At 63.0% G+C, this 19,814-nt stretch carries 18 protein-coding genes and 1 tRNA gene; 9 read left to right on the plus strand and 10 right to left on the minus strand.

All coding sequences use genetic code 11. The features are described from left to right. Positions 1–64 precede the first annotated feature (64 nt). From EN955_RS07405 to EN955_RS35065, 4 genes are all read left to right on the plus strand, one after another. Complete coding sequence (locus EN955_RS07405; protein ID WP_013529341.1) at positions 65–1,003, plus strand: ABC transporter substrate-binding protein; 939 nt, start codon at positions 65–67, stop codon at positions 1,001–1,003. A gap of 64 nt (positions 1,004–1,067) precedes the next feature. Next, positions 1,068–1,961 carry a sugar phosphate isomerase/epimerase gene (locus EN955_RS07410; RefSeq protein WP_024503727.1) on the plus strand — a complete coding sequence of 298 codons (894 nt, stop codon included), beginning with the start codon at positions 1,068–1,070 and terminating at the stop codon, positions 1,959–1,961. A gap of 337 nt (positions 1,962–2,298) precedes the next feature. Further along, on the plus strand, positions 2,299–2,652 hold the full coding sequence (locus EN955_RS07415) for a cupin domain-containing protein (protein WP_024503728.1): 354 nt from the start codon (positions 2,299–2,301) through the stop codon (positions 2,650–2,652). Between the two features lie 449 nt (positions 2,653–3,101). Next, a complete protein-coding gene (locus tag EN955_RS35065) occupies positions 3,102–3,752 on the plus strand; it encodes a hypothetical protein (protein WP_024503729.1) in 651 nt (216 codons plus the stop codon). A 151-nt stretch (positions 3,753–3,903) separates the two neighbouring features. Here EN955_RS35065 and EN955_RS35290 read toward each other — a convergent pair whose 3' ends face one another. The 3 genes from EN955_RS35290 to EN955_RS07435 all read right to left on the minus strand — a co-directional run bounded on the left by EN955_RS35290 (position 3,904) and on the right by EN955_RS07435 (position 7,685). Beyond that, positions 3,904–5,889 carry a hypothetical protein gene (locus EN955_RS35290; protein ID WP_245265337.1) on the minus strand — a complete coding sequence of 662 codons (1,986 nt, stop codon included), beginning with the start codon at positions 5,887–5,889 and terminating at the stop codon, positions 3,904–3,906. Between the two features lie 473 nt (positions 5,890–6,362). Then, a tRNA-Arg gene (locus tag EN955_RS07430) sits at positions 6,363–6,439 on the minus strand. An 82-nt stretch (positions 6,440–6,521) separates the two neighbouring features. After that, positions 6,522–7,685, minus strand: a complete 1,164-nt coding sequence (locus EN955_RS07435) for a M20 aminoacylase family protein (protein ID WP_024503731.1) — start codon at positions 7,683–7,685, stop codon at positions 6,522–6,524. 213 nt (positions 7,686–7,898) lie between these two features. On the opposite strand from EN955_RS07435, the gene EN955_RS07440 reads away from it, so the two are divergent. Then, on the plus strand, positions 7,899–9,062 hold the full coding sequence (locus EN955_RS07440) for a D-alanyl-D-alanine carboxypeptidase family protein (protein ID WP_013529350.1): 1,164 nt from the start codon (positions 7,899–7,901) through the stop codon (positions 9,060–9,062). Positions 9,063–9,065: 3 nt separating this feature from the next. Beyond that, the gene (locus EN955_RS07445; RefSeq protein ID WP_027162928.1) at positions 9,066–10,175 is read left to right on the plus strand and encodes a GTP-binding protein; all 1,110 of its coding nucleotides are present in this window, start codon (positions 9,066–9,068) and stop codon (positions 10,173–10,175) included. Positions 10,176–10,185: 10 nt separating this feature from the next. Here EN955_RS07445 and EN955_RS07450 read toward each other — a convergent pair whose 3' ends face one another. From EN955_RS07450 to EN955_RS07470, 5 genes are all read right to left on the minus strand, one after another. Further along, positions 10,186–10,422: a sulfurtransferase TusA family protein gene (locus EN955_RS07450; RefSeq protein WP_024503732.1), complete on the minus strand. Its 237-nt coding sequence runs from the start codon at positions 10,420–10,422 to the stop codon at positions 10,186–10,188. 8 nt (positions 10,423–10,430) lie between these two features. Then, positions 10,431–11,729, minus strand: a complete 1,299-nt coding sequence (locus tag EN955_RS07455) for a murein L,D-transpeptidase family protein (RefSeq protein WP_024503733.1) — start codon at positions 11,727–11,729, stop codon at positions 10,431–10,433. A 217-nt stretch (positions 11,730–11,946) separates the two neighbouring features. Then, positions 11,947–12,897, minus strand: a complete 951-nt coding sequence (locus EN955_RS07460; RefSeq protein WP_024503734.1) for an acetyl-CoA carboxylase carboxyltransferase subunit alpha — start codon at positions 12,895–12,897, stop codon at positions 11,947–11,949. A gap of 99 nt (positions 12,898–12,996) precedes the next feature. Continuing rightward, positions 12,997–13,914, minus strand: a complete 918-nt coding sequence (locus tag EN955_RS07465) for a site-specific tyrosine recombinase XerD (RefSeq protein WP_013529355.1) — start codon at positions 13,912–13,914, stop codon at positions 12,997–12,999. Further along, the gene (locus tag EN955_RS07470; protein WP_013529356.1) at positions 13,915–14,067 is read right to left on the minus strand and encodes a hypothetical protein; all 153 of its coding nucleotides are present in this window, start codon (positions 14,065–14,067) and stop codon (positions 13,915–13,917) included. Between the two features lie 210 nt (positions 14,068–14,277). Between EN955_RS07470 and EN955_RS07475 the strand changes: the two genes are divergently transcribed. From EN955_RS07475 to EN955_RS07485, 3 genes are read left to right on the plus strand one after another with little or no spacing between them, the layout of a single operon-like run. Further along, positions 14,278–14,889 carry a shikimate kinase gene (locus EN955_RS07475; protein ID WP_024503735.1) on the plus strand — a complete coding sequence of 204 codons (612 nt, stop codon included), beginning with the start codon at positions 14,278–14,280 and terminating at the stop codon, positions 14,887–14,889. Further along, the gene (gene aroB / locus EN955_RS07480) at positions 14,886–16,022 is read left to right on the plus strand and encodes a 3-dehydroquinate synthase (RefSeq protein WP_024503736.1); all 1,137 of its coding nucleotides are present in this window, start codon (positions 14,886–14,888) and stop codon (positions 16,020–16,022) included. Before EN955_RS07475 ends, aroB begins: the two co-directional genes overlap by 4 nt. Continuing rightward, the gene (locus EN955_RS07485) at positions 16,019–16,912 is read left to right on the plus strand and encodes an HlyC/CorC family transporter (protein ID WP_013529359.1); all 894 of its coding nucleotides are present in this window, start codon (positions 16,019–16,021) and stop codon (positions 16,910–16,912) included. The genes aroB and EN955_RS07485 overlap by 4 nt, the downstream gene beginning before the upstream one ends. Positions 16,913–16,936: 24 nt before the next feature. On the opposite strand, the gene EN955_RS07490 is transcribed toward EN955_RS07485, so the two are convergent. Continuing rightward, on the minus strand, positions 16,937–18,478 hold the full coding sequence (locus tag EN955_RS07490; RefSeq protein ID WP_024503737.1) for a SpoVR family protein: 1,542 nt from the start codon (positions 18,476–18,478) through the stop codon (positions 16,937–16,939). A gap of 8 nt (positions 18,479–18,486) precedes the next feature. Then, complete coding sequence (locus EN955_RS07495) at positions 18,487–19,797, minus strand: YeaH/YhbH family protein (protein ID WP_024503738.1); 1,311 nt, start codon at positions 19,795–19,797, stop codon at positions 18,487–18,489. Positions 19,798–19,814: the final 17 nt, after the last annotated feature.

Raw genomic sequence — 19,814 nt, forward strand, 5'->3', positions numbered from 1 at the left:
GCCGGCGTCAACGACCGGTTTGTGTAACGCACCGTGAGAGGCGCGGGGCAATCGGAGGAAAGCAATGAAGACCATCGCCAAACTGCTCTGCGGCGTCGCACTCGCGTCGCTCGCCATCGCGCCTGCTTCGGCCAAGGACCTCAACAAGGTCGGTATCTCGGTCGGCCTGCTCGGCAATCCCTTCTTCGTCGCCACCATCAAGGGCATCGAGGACGCGGCCAAGAAGATCAACCCGAAGGTCGAGGTGACCTCGGTATCGGCCGACTACGACCTGAACAAGCAGGTCTCGCAGGTCGATTCGTTCATCGCCGCCGGTGTCGACGTGATCATGCTCAATGCCGTCGACGCCAAGGCGATCGCGCCGGCGGTGAAGAAGGCACAGGCCGCGGGTATCGTCGTTGCCGCCTTCGACGTTTCGGCGCCGGGCGCCGACGTCACCGTGATGACCAACAACGTCAAGGCCGGCGAAGAGGCCTGCCAGTACCTGGTCGACCACACCGGCGGCAAGGGCGACTACGTCATCCTCAACGGACCGGCATCGTCGTCGATCCTGGAGCGGGTGAAGGGCTGCAAGAACGTGCTTTCGCAGCATCCCGACATCAAGATCCTCTCCGACGACCAGAATGCCGAAGGCTCGCGCGACGGCGGCCTGAAGGTGTTCCAGTCGCTGCTCACCCGCTTCGACAAGATCGATGCGGTGTTTGCCATCAATGACCCGACGGCGATCGGCGCCCAGCTCGCGGCCAAGCAGCTCAACCGTTCGGAGTTCATCTTCACCGCCGTCGACGGCGCGCCCGATATCGAGAAGGAACTCTCTTCCGGCACCTCGATGATCAAGGCCTCGGCCTCGCAGGATCCCTATGTGATGGCCGGCCAGTCACTGACGATGGCGGCCGAACTGCTGGCCGGCAAGAAGCCGGCAGAGCCGACCGTTCTGCTCGACCCGAAGCTGATCACGGCCGAGAACCTGAAGGACTACAAGGGCTGGACCGCAGCCCGCTAAATTCTTCCCAAGGCCGGTGCGGCCGGGATGACCCGGCCGCACCTTGTCAGCACCGGAGACGATGATGTCGCGTATTGGAATCCATTCTTTCGTCTGGTCGGCGAGCTCGGCTCAGGCCGATCTGGAGCGCACGCTGGCCAACACCAGGGAGGCCGGCTTTGACCTCATCGAATTCTCCTATCTCGACCCCGCCAATGTCGACATCGGCGGGCTCGCGAGGCGCATCGCCGATCTTGGCCTCGGCGTGGCGATCAGCATCGGATTGCCTGTTGACGGCGATATTTCGAGCGCCGACAGGGCGATTGCCGCGCGCGGCGTCGAAATCCTCAACGACACCATCGCGCTGACGCGTGACCTCGGCGGTCGGAAGGTCGCCGGCATTCTCTCGACCAGCCACGGATTGCAGGTCGAGGCGCCGACGCGCGATCAATGGCAGCGCAGTGCCGGCACTCTGGCCAAGGTTGCCGAGACAGCCAAGGCGGCCGGCGTCACGCTCAACCTCGAGATCGTCAACCGCTTCGAAAGCAATCTGCTCAACACCGCCGCGCAAGGACTGGCCTTCATCGAGGACACTGGCTCGGACAACATCTTCCTGCATCTCGACACGTTCCACATGAACATCGAGGAGGCCGATGTCGGGCTGGCCATCCGTCAAGCCGCGGACAAGATCGGCTATGTCCATATCGGCGAAAGCCATCGCGGCTTCCTCGGCACCGGCAATATCGATTTCGCCGCGATCTTCGATGCGCTGACGGCGATCGGCTACAGCGACGATCTCAGCTTCGAATCCTTCTCTTCGGAAATCGTCGATGAGCACCTGTCGAAGAAGACCGCCATCTGGCGCAATCTGTGGACGGACAACATGGCGCTGGCCAAGCACGCGCGCGCCTTCATTGGGCTCGGGCTGGAGACGGCAAGGCGCAAGGCGGAACTCGTCTCGGCACGGCACAAACCCTGACGCGCCCTTCGAGAGCCGAAGGGCGCGGCGTGCGCCGCATGGCAGGGCTCTGACTTCAAACCAACAAACGGCCTCGTGGCAGCCAGTGCTGGCAGCTTTTGCGCCGCCAGCTTTTTCGCGATAGGAATTTTTTCTTGACTCGTGACCTCAGCTATGGTACATTTTTGCCTATGGTGCTGATTTGCGCCAGTGACCCGCCGCACAGGCGGGTTTTTGTTTGATGCACCGTCAGCCAAGGTGCCGGCCGTATGGCGCCGGCATTGCTCGCGGCAGATGCATCGGTTATCTGACCGGCCAGGCAAACAGCGCCACGCAATCCCCAAACGGAGTTCAGCACATGACACGCGAGACAATCCTCAAATTCGGCACCGTCGAACACGCGGACGCAGGCGATCTGGCTGGCTGGATCGTCGTCGAGGGCAGGCCGACCATGCAAACCGCCGTCCAGCACACGACCGAGGACGGCAAGGTGTTGTCGGGCACCTGGCGGGCGACACCCGGCACCTATCACGCCACCTATACCGACTATGAGTTCGTGCACATGATCGCCGGCCGCATCATCATCACGCCGGACGGCGGCACGCCGGTCGAGGTCGGCCCCGGCGATGCCTTCGTCGTGGAAGCGGATTTCAAGGGAACCTGGAAGATCATCGAGCCGGTGACGAAGCATTTTGTCGTGCGGGTCGGCTGAAGCGGGGTGATCCGTCTGGCCGCGCCATCGCGGCGAGTGCTCAAGCGAAGCTTTTTCGTGCCTCCGGGGGCCTTTTGGAGGCCATCCCACCCGACATCGCCTGGGTGTCGCCGATGGCTCGGAGGAGGTGCGCTGACCTGGGCGCGGTAAGCGTATTCGCTGATCTCTGCATTCGCCGGGGCCTCGGCCAGGCCACTCCTCGGACTCCGGTCATTGGGTCATGAAGGCGTCTGTGGCGTCATCCAGACGGTCGGCCTCGACATGAATGATACGGCACTCGCCAGCCAAGCGATCTCTCATCGGTGCTTACCGGCCAAGTATCCTTGATACACCGGATTGATCCCCTAGTTCTTTCGGGGGCGCGGCAATCGCGAGGTTGCCTCGGGGGCAGCGGCGGTTCGCGCCGTTCTGACTGCACGCCGCGGAAAGACGGTTGGACCGACGCATCCATGGAGGTCGTCGTGCGTCAATCGCGTGGATTCACCTGTGCGTATTTCGTCTTAGCTTGCTCGATCGCGGCAGTTTGCGCAGGAGCTGCAACGGGTGGTCAGCAAGGCGGAGGGCATGGCAACGGCCATGGTTCTGGTGGCCATGGTGGCGGTGGAGGTCATGGCGCCGGCGGCAACCAGGGCGGCTCGCACAAAGGGACTGGCGACGACCCCGGCGGCTCCAGTTCGTCGGCGGACGACGGCGAGACCAGCACAAGCGGCACTACGACAGCCCCGGGGACTGTAGGTTCGGCCACCGCCACTGCTGTTGCGTCCGCAAGGGGCGGACAGTCGCTCGACCTCCCGGCCGCTCTCCAGCCTCCCGGCGACAGCAAAACTCAATCAACAGTCAGCCGAACCGAGGCGCTGCCGGGCGTCCCGGATAAAGTCGTTCGGGCCTGCCATGATGCCATCGAGTCGGCCGCCGCTCCGTTGGGGGCGACCAGCGTGCGCGTCACCAGCGCGGGCTTCGTACATCAGTTGAGTCGGGCGACGATCTCGGCCCCCATCGAGGTCAGCATCGACTATTTGCGGCAAGGCAGCGTGGAAACGCGGCAGGCGGCGATCCAATGCGAATTGGACGCGACAGGCAGCGTGATCGGTCTGACATAGCGCACCGCGCAGAACACTCTCGCTGATGAAGCAGGGTGAATTCGAGAGGCCATTCATCTTTGGCCGAAATGGCAGCAGGCCTCGGGTGCGTTACGAAGGGGTGCGGGGCATCAAAAATGGCCTTCCACGGAAGCGACCGCGCAGTCGGAAATCACTGCGGTGTCACGTGTCTTGGCAAGAGCGAATAAGGAAGTGTGATCGAACGCACCCGGGTCATCCGCGAAGGGTTGCGAACCTTGCCAATCTTCTTGCTGACGGCCTTCACCTGGCTGGCTGCCGCGCGGCCAGAACGCGGCTTCAGGGGCGGTTCGATCTGCGCGCTGCGGCGCTCGGTCCTGAGCCTGTCGTTGTCCCCGCGCGCCGCAGCCAAGTCGCGGGCAAGAGAAACAGTGGCCTGGCGTTGCTCGTCCAGAGCCTCCTTAAGCTTAGCGACACGCACCAAAAGAGCTTGGGCGGCGGCTTCGCGCTCGATGCGTGCTCTGTCGAGATCCTCACGATTCATGACGGCTGTAGTACGTTCCCGTGCCAGAGCCTGTGCCGTCTCGGTTGCGGCCTGCTCGGCACGCTCTTTCGCTGAGACTGCTTTGGCTCGCTCCAGTTCAGCCGCCTGGCGCTCGACGCGAGCTTCTTTCAGCTCCTCAACGGCCGCTGCTGCTGCAGCGCGTTCTCGTGCGAGCGTTCGCTCCGTGTCAGCTGCGGTCCGCTCCACTTGTCGCCTCGCTGTGACCGCGTCGGTCTGTTCCTGCTCAGCCGCAGCCGTACGCTTCATGAGTGCGGCATTGGCCAGTTTCGCTTCGGCGAGATCGCCACGAAGCAGCTCCGTCTTCCGGCGCTCGTCGTCGAGTATGCCGCTCGCCTGCGCCAGTGAAGCCTTGGCCGTGGCGCGATCCTTGGCGGCCTCGGTCTCAAGCTGTTCAATTTGGACGCGCGCTTGCGAGAAATCGTGCGCCTGCCTTTGGGCTTGCTCCTGCTCGAGATGAGCAGCGGGCATCTCCTTAAGGACATAGCTGGCGCCCTCGCTCAGCATCGTGCGGACCTCTCCCGCAATGCGCCGCATCGCGTCAAGAGTGCGGGCTGCCGCGAGTTCATTGCGCAACCGCTCCTCGCGCGCGTCATCGGCAGCTGCCATGCTTGCCCTCAGCGTGTGGATCTGCTTGCTCGCCTCGAGGAGCGCTCCCTGCAGAGCGGCGCTCCTGGCACGCTCGCCTTCCGCCGCCCGGTGCTCCTGGTCGGCCAATTGTCTCGCAGCGGCAGCCTGAGCACGATCCGTCCCGGTTTGCGCCTGGTTAGCCGTGAGATCCGGGCCAAGCAATTCGGCACTCGCCTGAAATCCCAACGGGCGCGAAAGGTCTCGATGGGCCTGGTCTTGGGTTTGCGAGATGGCGGAAGCGCTTTCGACCCAGATTTGTCTCGTCATCGCATAGCCAATCGGCGCGGCCAGACAAATGGCGGCGAGACCCAAGCGCGATACAAGAACGATCGGCCTGCGAACGACAGGGTTTGACGCAGGCGCCATGGCCGGGTCGGGATCTCTCATCTGAGCTGTGAAATTCAAACCGCGATCCGCAGCATAGGCCAACGGAGCAGTTTTTGGCGGTGAAGCCTTATGGCGCAATTGGTTCCATGCCGACCCGCAAATCCGCTTCCCACGTTCCGCGATCGCGCTGATGGATGCTGCAAGCCGGCCAGACTGCACTCTGTTCGGTGCAGGAGCACCGGTCTCGACCACTGACGAGCACCCGCTGGGTTCGGATGTCGCGGCGAAATGTTCGATTCGCACTCCGAACCGAGAGTAGTTGGTATTTTGAGCCCGAACATTCAGGCCGACCGCATGCAAGGGGTTGGCAGCCTTGGAAGAAGCAGGCCCGGCGACAAGTCCGGCCGGGCTTTCCCATTCCCAAGAAGCCTCGTCGGCAATACCGGATTTGCCTTCGTCAAACGCTGCAAGGCGGCGCCGTCGCACCGCGGCAAGGCTACGCCGGAGCACAAGATAGACGCCCACCGATGCAAGCGTCACCACTGCGCTCAGAATGGCCAGATTTACGTCGTTTGCATACATTTCGGCAAGATAATTTGGCATTGCCGTGCCCGTGCGTTCTGGTGGTATTGCCAAGTTCATAAAGCGATGTCTGGTCATTCGCCTTGGTATTCGCCAAGGCCTTACCGCTCTCGGAGCGTCGCTTTCTTCGGGATCCTTCTGGTCCTTGCGAATTGTTGCGGATGGCGGGGCGCCGGTCGCGTGCCGATAGATCGCCGCAGTTGATATTCCGTAGCGGGCAATGGCCGACCAAGGACGCATGCAGGGCTCTGAAACGCCGGTTTGCGCCTCTGCATAGCAACCTCGCGAGAGTTCGCCGGTGCGGACAATTCGCCATTTCCGGGCTTAGGACTGTCCATCATGAACTTTAAGCTAGGTCACAGCGCACCACGGTCAACCATCAGCTCCTAATGATCCTGCAGGCAGCCTTCGGCCAGACAAAAGGGCCATTGTAGTGCCCGCTCTTCGTAGCGAAGCTGATCGTTCCTTGTTCGGTGATGCATTCCCGCCGAGATTAGAATTCGTCGTACTGTTTCAAGTACGACGTCAATTTCCTAAGCTGATGAAAAGCATGGTGATCCCGACAGGAATCGAACCTGTGACCTACAGATTAGGAATCTGCCGCTCTATCCTACTGAGCTACGGGACCACGCGGCCAGACACATAGCCGCTTCGGATCGTTTCGCCAAGAGGCCGGCCGAAGGCAATTCGGCCGGCCTGCGCTGCCGCTGTCAGGCGGCCAGCGCGGTTTCAGCCAGTTTCACCCAGTAGCTCATGCCGTGCGGGATGACCTCGTCGTTGAAATCGTAGGCCGGGTGGTGCAGACCGGCGGTGTCGCCATTGCCGATGAAGATGAAGGCGCCGGGGCGGGCTTCGAGCATGTAGGAGAAATCCTCGCCGCCCATCACCGGCTGGATGCCGCGGTGGACATGGGCGTCGCCGGCGACACTCATCGCGACGTCACCGGCAAACACCGTCTCTTCCGCGTGGTTGAAGGTCACGGGATAATTCGCCTGGTAGTCGACCTCGATCCTGGCCCCGAACGCGGTCGCCAGCCCGTCGCAAATGCTGCGGATGCGCTCTTCGGACTTCTTGGCGATTTCTTTTCGCAAGGTGCGCACGGTGCCGGCGATTTCGGCGGTTTCGGGGATGATGTTGTAGGCGTCACCGGCGTGGAACTTGGTCACCGACACCACCACGGCCTCGACCGGATCGGTGCTGCGCGAGGCGATCGTCTGCAAGGCGCCGACCAGTTGGCTGGTGATGACGATCGGGTCGATCGTGCCGTGCGGCATCGCCGCGTGGCCGCCCTTGCCGTGCACGGTGATGGTGAATTCGGCGGTCGCCGCCATGATCGGGCCCGGGCGAATGGCGAACTGCCCGACAGGCAGGCCCGGCATGTTGTGCATGCCGAACACCCTGGAGATGTCGAAACGCTCCATCATGCCATCCTTGACCATCTCGTTGCCGCCGCCGCCGCCCTCTTCGGCCGGCTGGAAGATCACCGCCACCGAACCGGTGAAGTTGCGCGTCTCGGCGAGGTATTTGGCCGCACCCAGCAGCATCGCCGTGTGGCCGTCATGGCCGCAGGCATGCATCTTGCCGGGGATGGTCGAGGCGTAGGGTTTTCCTGATATCTCGTTGAGCGGCAGCGCGTCCATGTCGGCGCGCAGGCCGATGGTGGGACCTTCGCCCTGGCGGCCGCGGATGATGCCGACCACGCCGGTCTTGCCGAGCCCGGTGACCACATCGTCACAGCCGAAAGCCTTCAGCTTCTCGGTGACGAAGGCGGCGGTCTTGAAGACGTCGAAGTTCAGTTCTGGCGTCTGATGCAGATGCTGGCGCCAGCCGGCAACTTCGTCCTGCATTTCGGCGGCACGGTTCAGGATTGGCATGATGGTTCCATCTCGCTGTTGGGACGGCGGGTGTTGGCCGCTGCCTTGCAATTGTGATCGCCAGGCACTTTGCCATCTTGGCGTCACATAGAGTAAATAGCACCGCAACAATGGGGTCCGGTTTTTGAGGGTCGGACCATATGCTGGCGATCGCGTAATGAAATCTTACGGAGCCAGGGGCGACTACGGCAAGAGGCGATTTCGGATTTGATCATGCGGTACAGGCATTTCCTCAAACTATTCTCGGCTGGCACAATCGCGCTGTCGGTTGTGGCCGGGCCGGCGCTGGCCAATCCGGTGGTCGTGTTCGACCTCGGCAGCGGCAAGATCCTGCAGCATCAGGATGCGTTCAAGCGCTGGTATCCGGCGTCGCTGAGCAAGCTGATGACCGCTTACGTCACCTTTCGGGCGATCGCGGCCGGCGAGGTACAGCTCGATTCGCCGATCAAGGTGACCAAACACTCCGCCGCCGAGCCGCCAAGCAAGATGGGCTTCAAGCCGGGCTCGGTGATGCGGCTCGACAATGCGCTGAAGATGATGCTGGTCAAATCGGCCAACGACATTGCCATGGCTGTCGGCGAAAATGTCGGCGGTTCGCAGGCGGCCTTTGCCGACCGGATGAACGCCGAGGCGACCCGGCTCGGCATGAACGGCACGCATTTCGTCAATCCGAACGGGCTCTATTCGCCGGATCAGTACACGACGGCGCGCGACCTCGCCGTGCTGGTGATGGCGATCCGCCGCGAATTTCCGCAATATGTGCCGTGGTTCTCGATCGAGGGCCTTGCCGTCGGCAAGAAGGCGATCCCCAACTACAATCTCTTGATCGGCCGCTATCCCGGCGCCGATGGCATGAAGACCGGCTTTGTCTGCCCCTCCGGCTTCAACATGATCGGTTCGGCGACGCGCAACGGGCGCACGCTGGTCGCGGTTGTGCTTGGCGAGAAGTCGGCGGTCACCCGCGCCGAGACGGCGGCAAAACTGCTCGATCAGGGGTTCGACACGCCTGTCGCCGGCTCGGCCACCGTCACCACGCTGGCGCCCTATGGCGACACGGTCTCACCCAACGACATGCAGGACGAGGTCTGCAAGAAGAAGACGCCGCAGGAGCAGTCCGAGGCGCCGCCGGCCGCCGCCAAGAACGTGCCGAAATCACCCTATCAGGAAAAGCTCGACCATGTGCCGACGCTGGTTGCCGTCGGCCTTGGCGGCGCCACCGGTCCGGCGCCGAAGGCCATCCTCGACCAGGGCGCGCAGGAATTTGCCGATGTGCCGATCCCGAGCTGGCGGCCCGACAGGCCGGCACCGGCCGGCACCGGCCCGAAGATTGCCGGCTCCGCCGCGCAGGGCGACCAGCCGGTCAAGGTTGCGAACTAGCCAATGGGCAGCGGCTTCCCGATCCCAGTCTCGGTGCTGACCGGCTTCCTCGGCGCCGGCAAGACGACGCTGCTCAACCGGCTGCTCAAGGATCCGGCGCTGGCCGACACCGCGGTGATCATCAACGAGTTCGGCGAGGTGGCGATCGACCATTTGCTGGTCGAGCAGTCTTCCGACGGCATCATCCAGCTGTCGGACGGCTGCCTGTGCTGCACGGTGCGCGGCGAACTGGTCGATACGCTGGCCGACCTGGTCGACCGGCTGCAGACCGGCCGCATTGCCCGGCTCGCCCGCGTCATCGTCGAAACCACCGGCCTTGCCGACCCGGCGCCGGTGCTGCAGTCGATCATGGCGCATCCGGCGCTGATCCAGGCCTTCCGGCTCGACGGCGTCATCACTTTGGTCGATGCCGTCAACGGCAACGCCACGCTCGATGCCCATGTCGAGGCGGTAAAGCAGGTTGCCGTCGCCGACCGCATCGTGCTCAGCAAAGCCGATCTGGCCACCGACCCCAATGAGCTGGAAATGCTGCGGGCGCGCCTGCGGCAGATCAATCCGGGCGCCGAACTGCTCGATGCCGGCGACACGGAGACAGGCGTGGCGGCGCTGTTTGATTGCGGCCTCTACAACCCGGCAACCAAATCCGCCGATGTGCGGCGCTGGCTTGGCGAGGAAGCGGCGCACGATCATCACCATCATGCTGGTCATGATCACGAGCATGGCCATGACCACGGCCATCGTCACGATCAGCGCGTGCGCTCCTATTCGCTGGTGCATGACGGCCCGGTGCCGTTTTCGGCGATCGAGATGTTCCTCGACCTGCTGCGTTCGACCCATGGCGAGCGCCTGCTGCGCATGAAGGGCGTCATCGAGCTCAGGGAAGACCCGTCGCGGCCGCTGGTGATCCATGGCGTGCAGAAGATCCTGCATCCGCCGGTGCAATTGCCGTCCTGGCCGGATGGCCAGCGTGGCACGCGGCTGGTGCTGATCACGCTCGACATGCCGGAAGATTATATCCGCAGGCTGTTCGCCGCCTTCACCGACCGGCCGTCGGTTGACACGCCCGACCGCGCGGCGCTGGAAAACAATCCGCTGGCGATCGCCGGGCGGTAGCCCCCAACGATTACGGCGCGCCGCGCTCGACCAGGAAGCGATGGCCGCCGGAGACCGCGGCCGTTTCAATCAACTGGTGGCCGCTCTCGGAGCAGAATGCCGGAATGTCGATGACGGCGAGCGGGTCGGTGGTCTCCAACCAGAGCCGGCTGCCCGGTTGCATCCCCGCGAGGCGCTTCTTGGCCTTGAGCACGGGCAAGGGGCAGTTCAGCCCCTTGAGGTCATAAATAGCGGCGCGATCAGCCACGGGCGATATCAACCGCCGAACATGCCGAGCAGCTTGTTCTTCAGCTTCGTCACGCGACTCTCGTCGGCACTCGCCGCTTGCGTTTCAGCCATTGGCGCCGTTTCCGAAGGAGCCGCGATGGTCGCGGTGGCGACAGGGGCCTCCTTGGCGGCCTTCTCGGCCTCCTTTTCGGCCAGAGCCTGGGCCTTGGCGGCTTCCTTGGCTTGCTTGGCCGCCTCAATGGCAGCCAGCCTCTGCTCCTCGGCCTTCTGCTTGGCAGCTTTTTCGGCATCAAGAGCCGCCATCTTGCGGCCGGCGGGCGAATCGATGCGGCCCATGCGTGCCGTCTCGGTGACCGAGCCGTCATTGTTGAGCGACGGCGGATCGATCGGTACGCGTTCGCCGCGTGCGCGGCGCTTGGACCAGTCGGAGACGATGCTGGCTTCCTTGATACCGGCGATGGTCGGCTTGGGCGCCGGCACGCTGGCCTTGACCGCGCCGCTGAACGCCGCGTCATAGGTGCTCATGTAGGAATTGTAGGCGCTCTTCAGCGAATCAGGCTGCGTCGTCGCCGGGCAGGCGCCAGTCGGATCGAATGTCTGACCGTCGGCGGCTACCTGATTGAAGACATAACGCTTCTCGCAGACATCGACCTTCGGCGGCACCTTGGTGATCTCGAAATTGTCGTAGCCGACCTTGAGCATCTTCCAGAAGTCGTAATTCGGGTCGTTGCGGTAGCGCGCCATGTTGGCGGCGGTCATGCGGAACGGAAACGCCTGGATCTGGAACTCGGTCTGGCCGCCCTGGAAAGCATCGCGGCCGAAGGCATAGATCTGCTCGATCTGCGCATCGGTCATCGAATAGCAGCCCGATGACGAACAGGCGCCGTGCACCATCAAATTGGAGCCGGTGCGGCCATTGGCGCGGTCATAGGCGTTGGGATAGCCGATGTTGAAGGACAGATGGTAGTTCGAGCGCGGATTCATCTGCGCCGGGCGCACCGTGTAGAAGCCTTCCGGCGCCTGGCGGTCGCCTTCGGTGTATTTCGGCCCGAGCTTGCCCGACCATTTGCAGATGTCGTAGCTGGCGACCATGTCATAGCGGCCGTTGGTCTTGGCCTTCCAGATCTCGAGCTTGCCTTCTTCCTTGAAGATGCGGGCCATCACCGACGAGGTGCGGACCATGCCCTTGGCCCTCATGTCGGCGAGGATCTTGTCGGGCAGCGGCTTGTTGGCCTCCGGGGCAAAATCCTTCATCGACGAATTGTTGCAGCCGGCAACGCCGAGGGCAGCGATCAGGATTCCGGTGCGGGCAAGCTTGACAAACATGGCTACAGATATCGTCTTTTCTCTGGCGCCAGGACGTTTCCTGCCCCGGCTGCTACACTGCGCATCGACGGACCCTAAGCCCGTTAACCCTAATAAATTCCTTACCGCAAGTGCCGACGCATCCCCCTGCGGCAGTCTCATTGAGCCGAATGCAGCGGCATTTTTGTGGCAAAAATGCTCCGCTCCGCCACATTGTTGCGGCCAAGGGTGCCTGTGGTCAGAGACTGCGGCCCATGGCCAGGTATTTTTCGCGGCGCTGTTCGCGGAAATCGGTGTTGGCGCCGGCGAAGTCCTTCATCGTCCTGGCGATGAGGTCTCCGGTCGCGGCGATCACGGTTTCGGCGCCGCGATGCGCACCGCCGAGCGGCTCGGGGATGATGGCGTCGATGATCTTCAGTTCCAGAAGATCCTGCGCGGTGATCTTCATGTTGGTCGCCGCGTCCTTCGATCGTGTCGTGTCGCGCCACAGGATCGAGGCGGCACCTTCCGGCGAAATCACCGAATAGATGGCGTGTTCGAGCATGTAGACGCGGTTGGCGGTGGCGATGGCAATGGCGCCGCCCGAACCGCCTTCGCCGATGACCACCGAGATCGACGGTACTTTCAGGCCGAGACAGGTCGAGGTTGAACGGGCGATAGCCTCCGCCTGGCCGCGCTCCTCGGCGTTGACTCCGGGATAGGCGCCGGCCGTGTCGACCAGCGTCAGGAGCGGGATCTTGAAGCGGTCGGCCAGTTCCATCAGCCGTACCGCCTTGCGGTAGCCCTCCGGCCGAACCGAGCCGAAATTGTGCTTCAGGCGGCTGGCTGTGTCGGAACCTTTTTCCTGGCCGATGATGGCAATGGGTTCGCCGCGGAAACGGGCGAAACCGCCGACGATCGCCTGGTCCTCACCGAAATTGCGGTCGCCGGCCAGCGGCGTGAAATCGGTGAACAGGCCCTTGATGTAGTCGACGCAATGCGGCCTGTCGGGATGGCGCGCCACCTGCACCTTCTGCCAAGGCGTCAGCGCCTTGTAGGCATCGCGCAATGCGTCGCGGGAGCGCTTCTCGAGACGGTTGATCTCGTCGCCGACATCGACCGCCTCGCCATTCTCGGCAAGCTTCTTCAGCTCGAGGATCTTGCCCTCGAGGTCCTGCACCGGCTTTTCGAAATCGAGGTAATTATACATGCGTGAGCGGACCGATACGTCGGAAGGCAGTGGCTGACGGAACCCTTGAATCCAAGGCTCCGGGCGGTGAAATGTCGTCCTCACATAGCGATATGAGGCCTAGTCGGCAAGCGGATGATGATCGTTGACCAGCCGCACCAGCCGCTCTTCCAGCACATGGGTGTAAATCTGTGTCGTCGATATGTCGGCATGGCCAAGCAATTGCTGCACGGCCCGCAGATCGGCGCCGTTCTGCAGGAGATGGCTGGCGAAAGCATGGCGCAGCACGTGCGGCGAGATCTTCGCCGAGGCAATGCCGGCCCTTGCCGCCAGCCCTTTCAGGTCACGCGCGAAGACCTGGCGCGAGAGATAGCCGCTGTCCGAGGCGGCCGGAAACAGGAACGGACTGTCGGCGAAGGCTGGCACCTTGGCGCGGGCGGCAAGCCAGGTCTTCATCGCCGCGCGTGCCTTGGCGGAGAGCGGCACCATGCGCTCCTTGTCGCCCTTGCCGCGCACCATGAAGAAGCGGTCGTCGCGTTGCGCCACCGTCACCGGCAAGCCGACCAGCTCGGAAACGCGCAGGCCGGTGGCGTAAAGCACCTCGACCAGCGCATGCAGGCGCAGTGATGCCAGGCTGTCCCCATCGCCCGACGAGACATCGCCGGCTTCAATTGCTGCACGGTCGATCAGCCGGCCGGTGTCGGCCTCGCTCATCGTCTTGGGCAGCGGGCGGCCCTTTTTCGGGCTGTCCAGCGTGCCGGTCGGGTCATCGCCGCGCAGGCCTTCGGCGTAGAGGAATTTGAAGAACTGGCGGATCGCCGACAGTTTGCGCGCCTGCGACGTGGCGGCAAAGCCGCGGGCGGCAATGTCGTCGAGATAGGCGCGGATATCGGCGGCGGCGGCACCGGCCAGCCCGCCATCGATCGCGCCGGAAGCGTCCTCGAGGTCGCGGCGGTAGGAGGAAAGCGTGTTTTCGGCCGCGCCCCGCTCGGCGCTCATCATTTCCAGAAAGGCTTCGATGCGGGCCGCGCTGTTCATTCAGCTTTTCTTGGGATTGAGCTTTTCCGGAGGGATGCGCACGCTCATTTCCCCCTTCTTTGGCTCGACGAACATCACCAGTGCGAACATCGTACCATAGGCAATGCCAGCCAGAATCGCCGTTACCACGACAAAGCGAAACAGTGTCGGCATCAATTTTCGCCCGTCTTCTTGTTCTGCGTTTCCAAACCCTGTCCCCTTATGGGACGCCAATCCGGCCAATTCAAGGAAGAAGCTGGGGCCTGTTAGCAACTTCTGATGCAGACCCTGCCGGTCCATATCGGGTTCAAGGCACTTGCCACGCTTGACGCAAACGGGCTTTTCATGTCGATACGCCGGCAAAGAGGGCCTTCGAAATATCCGATGAACGCGCTGCCAGCAAATCCTCCAGACGAGAACCACGCCGCGTTGCTCGGCAGGCTGGGCAGCCGTTCCGTCGTCTTCGTCGGACTGATGGGCGCCGGCAAGACGGCGATCGGCCGCAAGGTGGCGACGATGCTGGCGCTGCCCTTCATAGACAGCGACCAGGAGATCGAAAGCGTCTCGCGCATGACCGTTCCGGAACTGTTCGAGCGCTACGGCGAGACCGAATTCAGGGCGCTGGAGCAGCGCGTCATCCTGCGCGTGCTGGAAAACGGGCCGCAGGTGCTGTCGACCGGCGGCGGCGCCTTCATGAATGCGCAGACGCGCGAGGCGATTGCAGCGCAGGGCGTCTCGGTGTGGCTGAAGGCCGAACTCGACCTTCTGATGGATCGCGTCGCCAAGAAACAGAACCGGCCGCTCCTGAAAAGCGCCGACCCGCGCGCCGTGCTGGAGCGGCTGATGGGCGAGCGCTATCCGGTCTACGCGACATCGGACGTCACAGTGCCGACCCGCGACGACCGCAAGGAAGTCATCGCTACCGAGGTGGTGGACGCGCTGTGCCGGCATTTCGGCATTGATCAGGCGGCTGCGACGGGCGAGGTGGAACAGTGAGCATCGAGGCACCCGTTGTCGTCGAAGTAGGCCTTGGCGACCGGACCTACGACATTCTGATCGGCTCGGGGTTGTTGGCCCGCGCGGGTGCCGAGATTGCGCGCCGGCTGCCGGGCACACGCGCCGCGGTCGTCACCGACGCCAATGTCGCGGCAGCGCATCTCGATGCGCTGAAGGCCAGCCTCGAAACGGGTGGCATCCAGACCGCGGTGATCACCCTGCCGCCTGGCGAGAAGACCAAGAGTTTTGCCCATCTCGAAGAGGTGGTCGACGGTGTGCTGGCTGCGAAACTGGAGCGCGGCGACATCGTCATCGCCTTCGGCGGCGGCGTTATCGGCGACCTTGCCGGCTTTGCCGCCGGCATCGTTCGGCGCGGCATGAATTTCGTGCAGATTCCGACCTCGCTGCTGGCGCAGGTCGATTCCTCGGTCGGCGGCAAGACCGGCATCAACAGCCCACGCGGCAAGAACCTTGTCGGCGTCTTCCATCAGCCGAAACTGGTGTTGGCCGACACAGGGGTGCTCGACACGCTGCCGATCCGGGAATTCCGCGCCGGCTATGCCGAGCTCGCCAAATACGGGCTCATCGACCGGCCGGAATTTTTCGCCTGGCTGGAAAAGAATTGGGTCCAGGTTTTTGCCGGCGGGCCGGAGAGGGCGCAGGCGATTGCCGAAGCCTGCCGCGCCAAGGCCGACGTGGTTGCGCGTGACGAGTTCGAGACCGGCGACCGCGCGCTGCTCAATCTCGGCCACACATTCGGCCACGCGCTGGAAGCCGCCACCCAATATGACGGAAGCCGTCTCGTCCATGGCGAAGGGGTCGCGATCGGCATGGCGCTGGCCTACCGGTTCTCGTCGCGGCTCAATCTGGCCAGCCCCGACGATGCCGCGCGCGTCGAGGCGCATCTGCGCGCCGTCGGCCTGCCCTGGCGAATAGCCGACATCCCGGGCGATCTGCCTGACGCCGAGGCGCTGCTTGCCTTTATCACCCAGGACAAGAAGGTGTCGCGCGGCGCGCTGACCTTCATCCTGACGCGCGGCGTCGGCCAGGCTTTCATTGCCAAGGATGTTCCGGCATCGGAAGTGCTGTCGTTTCTGAGGGAAAACCACCCAAAGGAAAGCGACCGGAGATGAACGAGCCCGGCTGGATCGTTGTCGCCGTCCTTGCCATCCTCATCGTGCTGCTCGTTGCCGTGCGCACGCGCCTGCTTGCCATGTTCGGGTACGAGCTTTCGCGCATCGAGCCGCAGCGTTCCAGCCAGGACGAATTGCGCGGCGCGGTCGACGATTTCCGCCGCGACGGCCAGGTGGTGCGCGAGGATCGCGACCGCGTCGGCGGCCTGTTCGATCTCGCCGAACTCGAAGTCTCCGACATCATGGTCCACCGCACCAACATGCGCTCGGTCAATGCCGACAATGCGCCGGAAGCGGTGGTGCGCGAGATTTTGCAAAGCCCGCACACCCGCATGCCGCTGTGGAAAGGTTCGCTCGACAACATCGTCGGCGTGCTGCATGCAAAGGATCTGCTGCGCGCCTTGAACGAAGTCGGCAACGATTTCTCCAGGATCGACGTGATGAAGATCGCTTCGAAACCCTGGTTCGTGCCCGACACCACGACCTTGCAGGAACAGCTCAACGCCTTCCTTCGCCGCAAGGCGCATTTCGCCGTCGTCGTCGACGAATATGGCGAGGTCGAAGGGCTGGTGACGCTGGAGGACATTATCGAGGAGATCGTCGGCGAGATCGCCGACGAGCACGATGTCGACATACAGGGCGTCAAGCAGGAGGCCGACGGCTCCGTGGTCGTCGACGGTACGGTGCCGATCCGTGACCTCAACCGGGCTCTCGACTGGAACCTGCCGGATGAGGAGGCAACCACCATTGCCGGCCTCGTCATCCACGAGACGCAATCGATCCCCGAGGAGAAGCAGGCTTTTACGTTCCACGGCAAGCGCTTCATCGTCATGAAACGCGACAAGAACCGGATCGCAAGGCTGAGGATCAGGCCAGCCGGCGACGCCTGATGTGCGCCGGGAGACCGGGTGCCGTCATCCCGCGATCTGGCTCGTCGAGCGTTCGTGGATCGTCGCGCCGGTCTCGGCATCCATGGCCGCCAGGCTGACTTCATAACCCCAAAGCCTGCGGATGTGACGAAGCGTGGCGTCGCGGCTGGCATCCTCGAGAAGGATGCCGTCATTGACCTTGTGCTGCAGCCGCAAATGGCGGTCGCCGAGCAGATCGACATCCACCACCTGAATGTCCGGCCGGTTCGCGCCGAGATCATAACTGTTGGCGAGCGCGGCGCGTATCTTGGCGTAGCCGCGCTCATCGTGGATGGACGCGACCAGGCAATGCGGCTGGTCGGCAGCGTCGCCGAGCACAAAAAACCGCCATTTCCGGATCAAGGCCGGGCTGAGGTACTGGCGGATGAAGGATTCGTCGCGATGCTCGGCCCAGGCGTCCAGCAGGACCTCGCGCCAGTTGCCCTGGCCGGCCATGTCGGGGAACCAATCGCGGTCCTCGGCCGTGGGTTCGGTCGAGATGCGCTGAATGTCCTGCATCATGTCGAGGCCGAGAGCATAGGGGTTGATGCCGGAAAAACGCGGATCGTCGAAGGCCGGCTGGAAGACCACGTTGGAATGATTGCGCAGGATTTCGAGCATGGCGCCTTCGCTGATCTGGCCGCGGTCGAACAGCATGTTCATCAGCGTATAGTGCACGAAAGTGGCACAACCTTCGTTCATCACCTGTGTCTGCCGTTGCGGGTAAAAATATTGCGCGATGACACGAACGATCCTGATGATCTCGCGCTGCCAGGGCTCCAGGACTGGGCTGTTCTTTTCCAGGAAATAGAGCAGGTTTTCCTCGGGCAGATTGAGCGATTTCTTCCACTCTGGGTCCTGGCCCTTGTCGTTGGCCGCTTGCTGCGAGGCCGGCAGTGTACGCCACAAGTCGTTGTAGGAGCGCTCCTCGTATTCGAGACGCTCGCGAATTCCTTCGCGTTGCCGTTCCGACGACAACCTCGGCGGCCGGTGATAGCGAAACACGCCCTGATCCATCAGCGCGTGGGCGGAATCGAGAACAGCCTCGACGGCGGCGAGGCCGTGCCGCTCCTCGCAACGGACTATGTAGCCCTTGGCGAAGTCCAGGTAGCTGAGGATCGCACCCGCATCCGTCCACTGTTTGAACAGCTGATTGTTCTTGAAGAAATGATTGTGCCCGAGCGCTGCGTGGGCCGTCACCAGGGCCTGCAGCGCCATGGTGTTTTCCTCCATCAGATAGACGATGCAGGGATTGGAATTGATGACCAGTTCATAGGCAAGCCCCCGCCCGCCCTTGCGATAGAGCAGATCCTGGTGGAGGAAATGTTTGCCGAAAGACCAGTGACGGTACATCAATGGCATGCCGATGGACGAATAGGCGTCGAGCATCTGCTGCGACGAGATGATCTCCATCTGAACGGGATAGGTGTCCAGATGAAGCTCTTCGACCGCAAGTGCCTCGATAGCGTCATAGGCCCGCGACAATGTTTTGAAATCCCAGTCGGACCCTGAAAAAAGCAGGCTGGATTTGCTCGCTTGTCTGGCCATCGGGAACCTCATGCCCTCTTGAGGGCGGCCGGCTGCCTGCCAAAGAGCTGGCGAAAAACCGGATAGATATCGGCGGGTGTGGCGATGCGGCTCATCTGGAAGTTCGGCCATTTCTGGTCGATGGAGTTGTAGGCACGCCACAGCGATGTCCCGTTTTCTGTCGAGCCGAAAATATGAGCTTCACGCTCGTCGATGATCTCGACATACGCAAAATACTGGCACAGCCGCATGAGCTCGCCATTGAGCAGCGAAATGCATCGCTCCGAATCGCCGGCGAAATTGTCGCCGTCCGAGGCCTGGGCGGCATAGATGTTCCAGTCATGGGCCGGGTAGCGGCTGGTGATAATACGGTGCATTTCCTCCAGCGCGGTGGAAACGACGGTGCCGCCGCTTTGGGTGTTGTAGAAAAATGTTTCCTCGTCGACCTCCTGAGCCAGGTGCGTGTGGCGGATGAAGACAATCTCGATGCGGTCGTAGCGCCGTTTCAAGAACAGGTGCAGCAAGACGAAGAAGCGCTTGGCCAGATCCTTCTCGCGCTCGCCCATGGACCCGGACACGTCCATAAGACAGAACATGACGGCATTGGCGTTCGGCACCGGCCGGGAATCGAAGCGGTTGAAGCGGATGTCGACCGGATCGACATAGGCAATCCGGCGGCGGCGGCGTTCCAGCCGGTCGAGTTCTTCGCGCAATGCCGCAATACGCTGGCGCGCGTCGGCGCTGGATGGCGTCGACTCGAGCGAGGCGATTTCCTCGAGGATCGCATCCAGTTCGACCTGCTTGGGGCGCCTCAGCGCAATGCGGCGGCCGTGGCTGTTGCGCATCGTGCGGCCAACATTGATGTTGGTCGGCGAACCTGTGGCGGCGAAGCCGGCTCTGCGCGGCTTGAAGGCAAGGATCTCCTTGAGGTTGAGCTTGACCATGTCCGGGAGCTCGAGATCCTCGAAGAAAAGATCGAGCACTTCCTCGCGCGACAGCACGAAACGAAAGTCGTCTTCAGATGCCTTGTTTCCCGGCGACGATGCTCCCCCGCCGCCCCCGCCGGGCTTGGGGATCAGGTCTCCAGCGGAGAAATGCCTGTTGCCCGGCAAGATGTGCTGGCGCCTGCCGCTGTCGCGGGCGTTGTTGAAGCTCGGCTCGCTTGTGCCTCTTTCGGGCATGCGCACGGCATGCTCGGAATCCGCGTCGGCGATCCTGCCGGTGCGGATCTGATCGCGTATGCTGCGTTTCAATTCCTCGCGCGCGCGTCGCAGGAAGCGCTGGCGATTGCCGAGGCTTTTGTCTTTCGGGTTCAGGCGGCGGTCGATGAAGATCGGCATGGAACCATCCGGGTTCT

Origin of the sequence: Mesorhizobium sp. M7A.F.Ca.CA.001.04.2.1 (genome assembly GCF_003998485.1) — a bacterium.
Lineage (GTDB): Bacteria > Pseudomonadota > Alphaproteobacteria > Rhizobiales > Rhizobiaceae > Mesorhizobium > Mesorhizobium ciceri.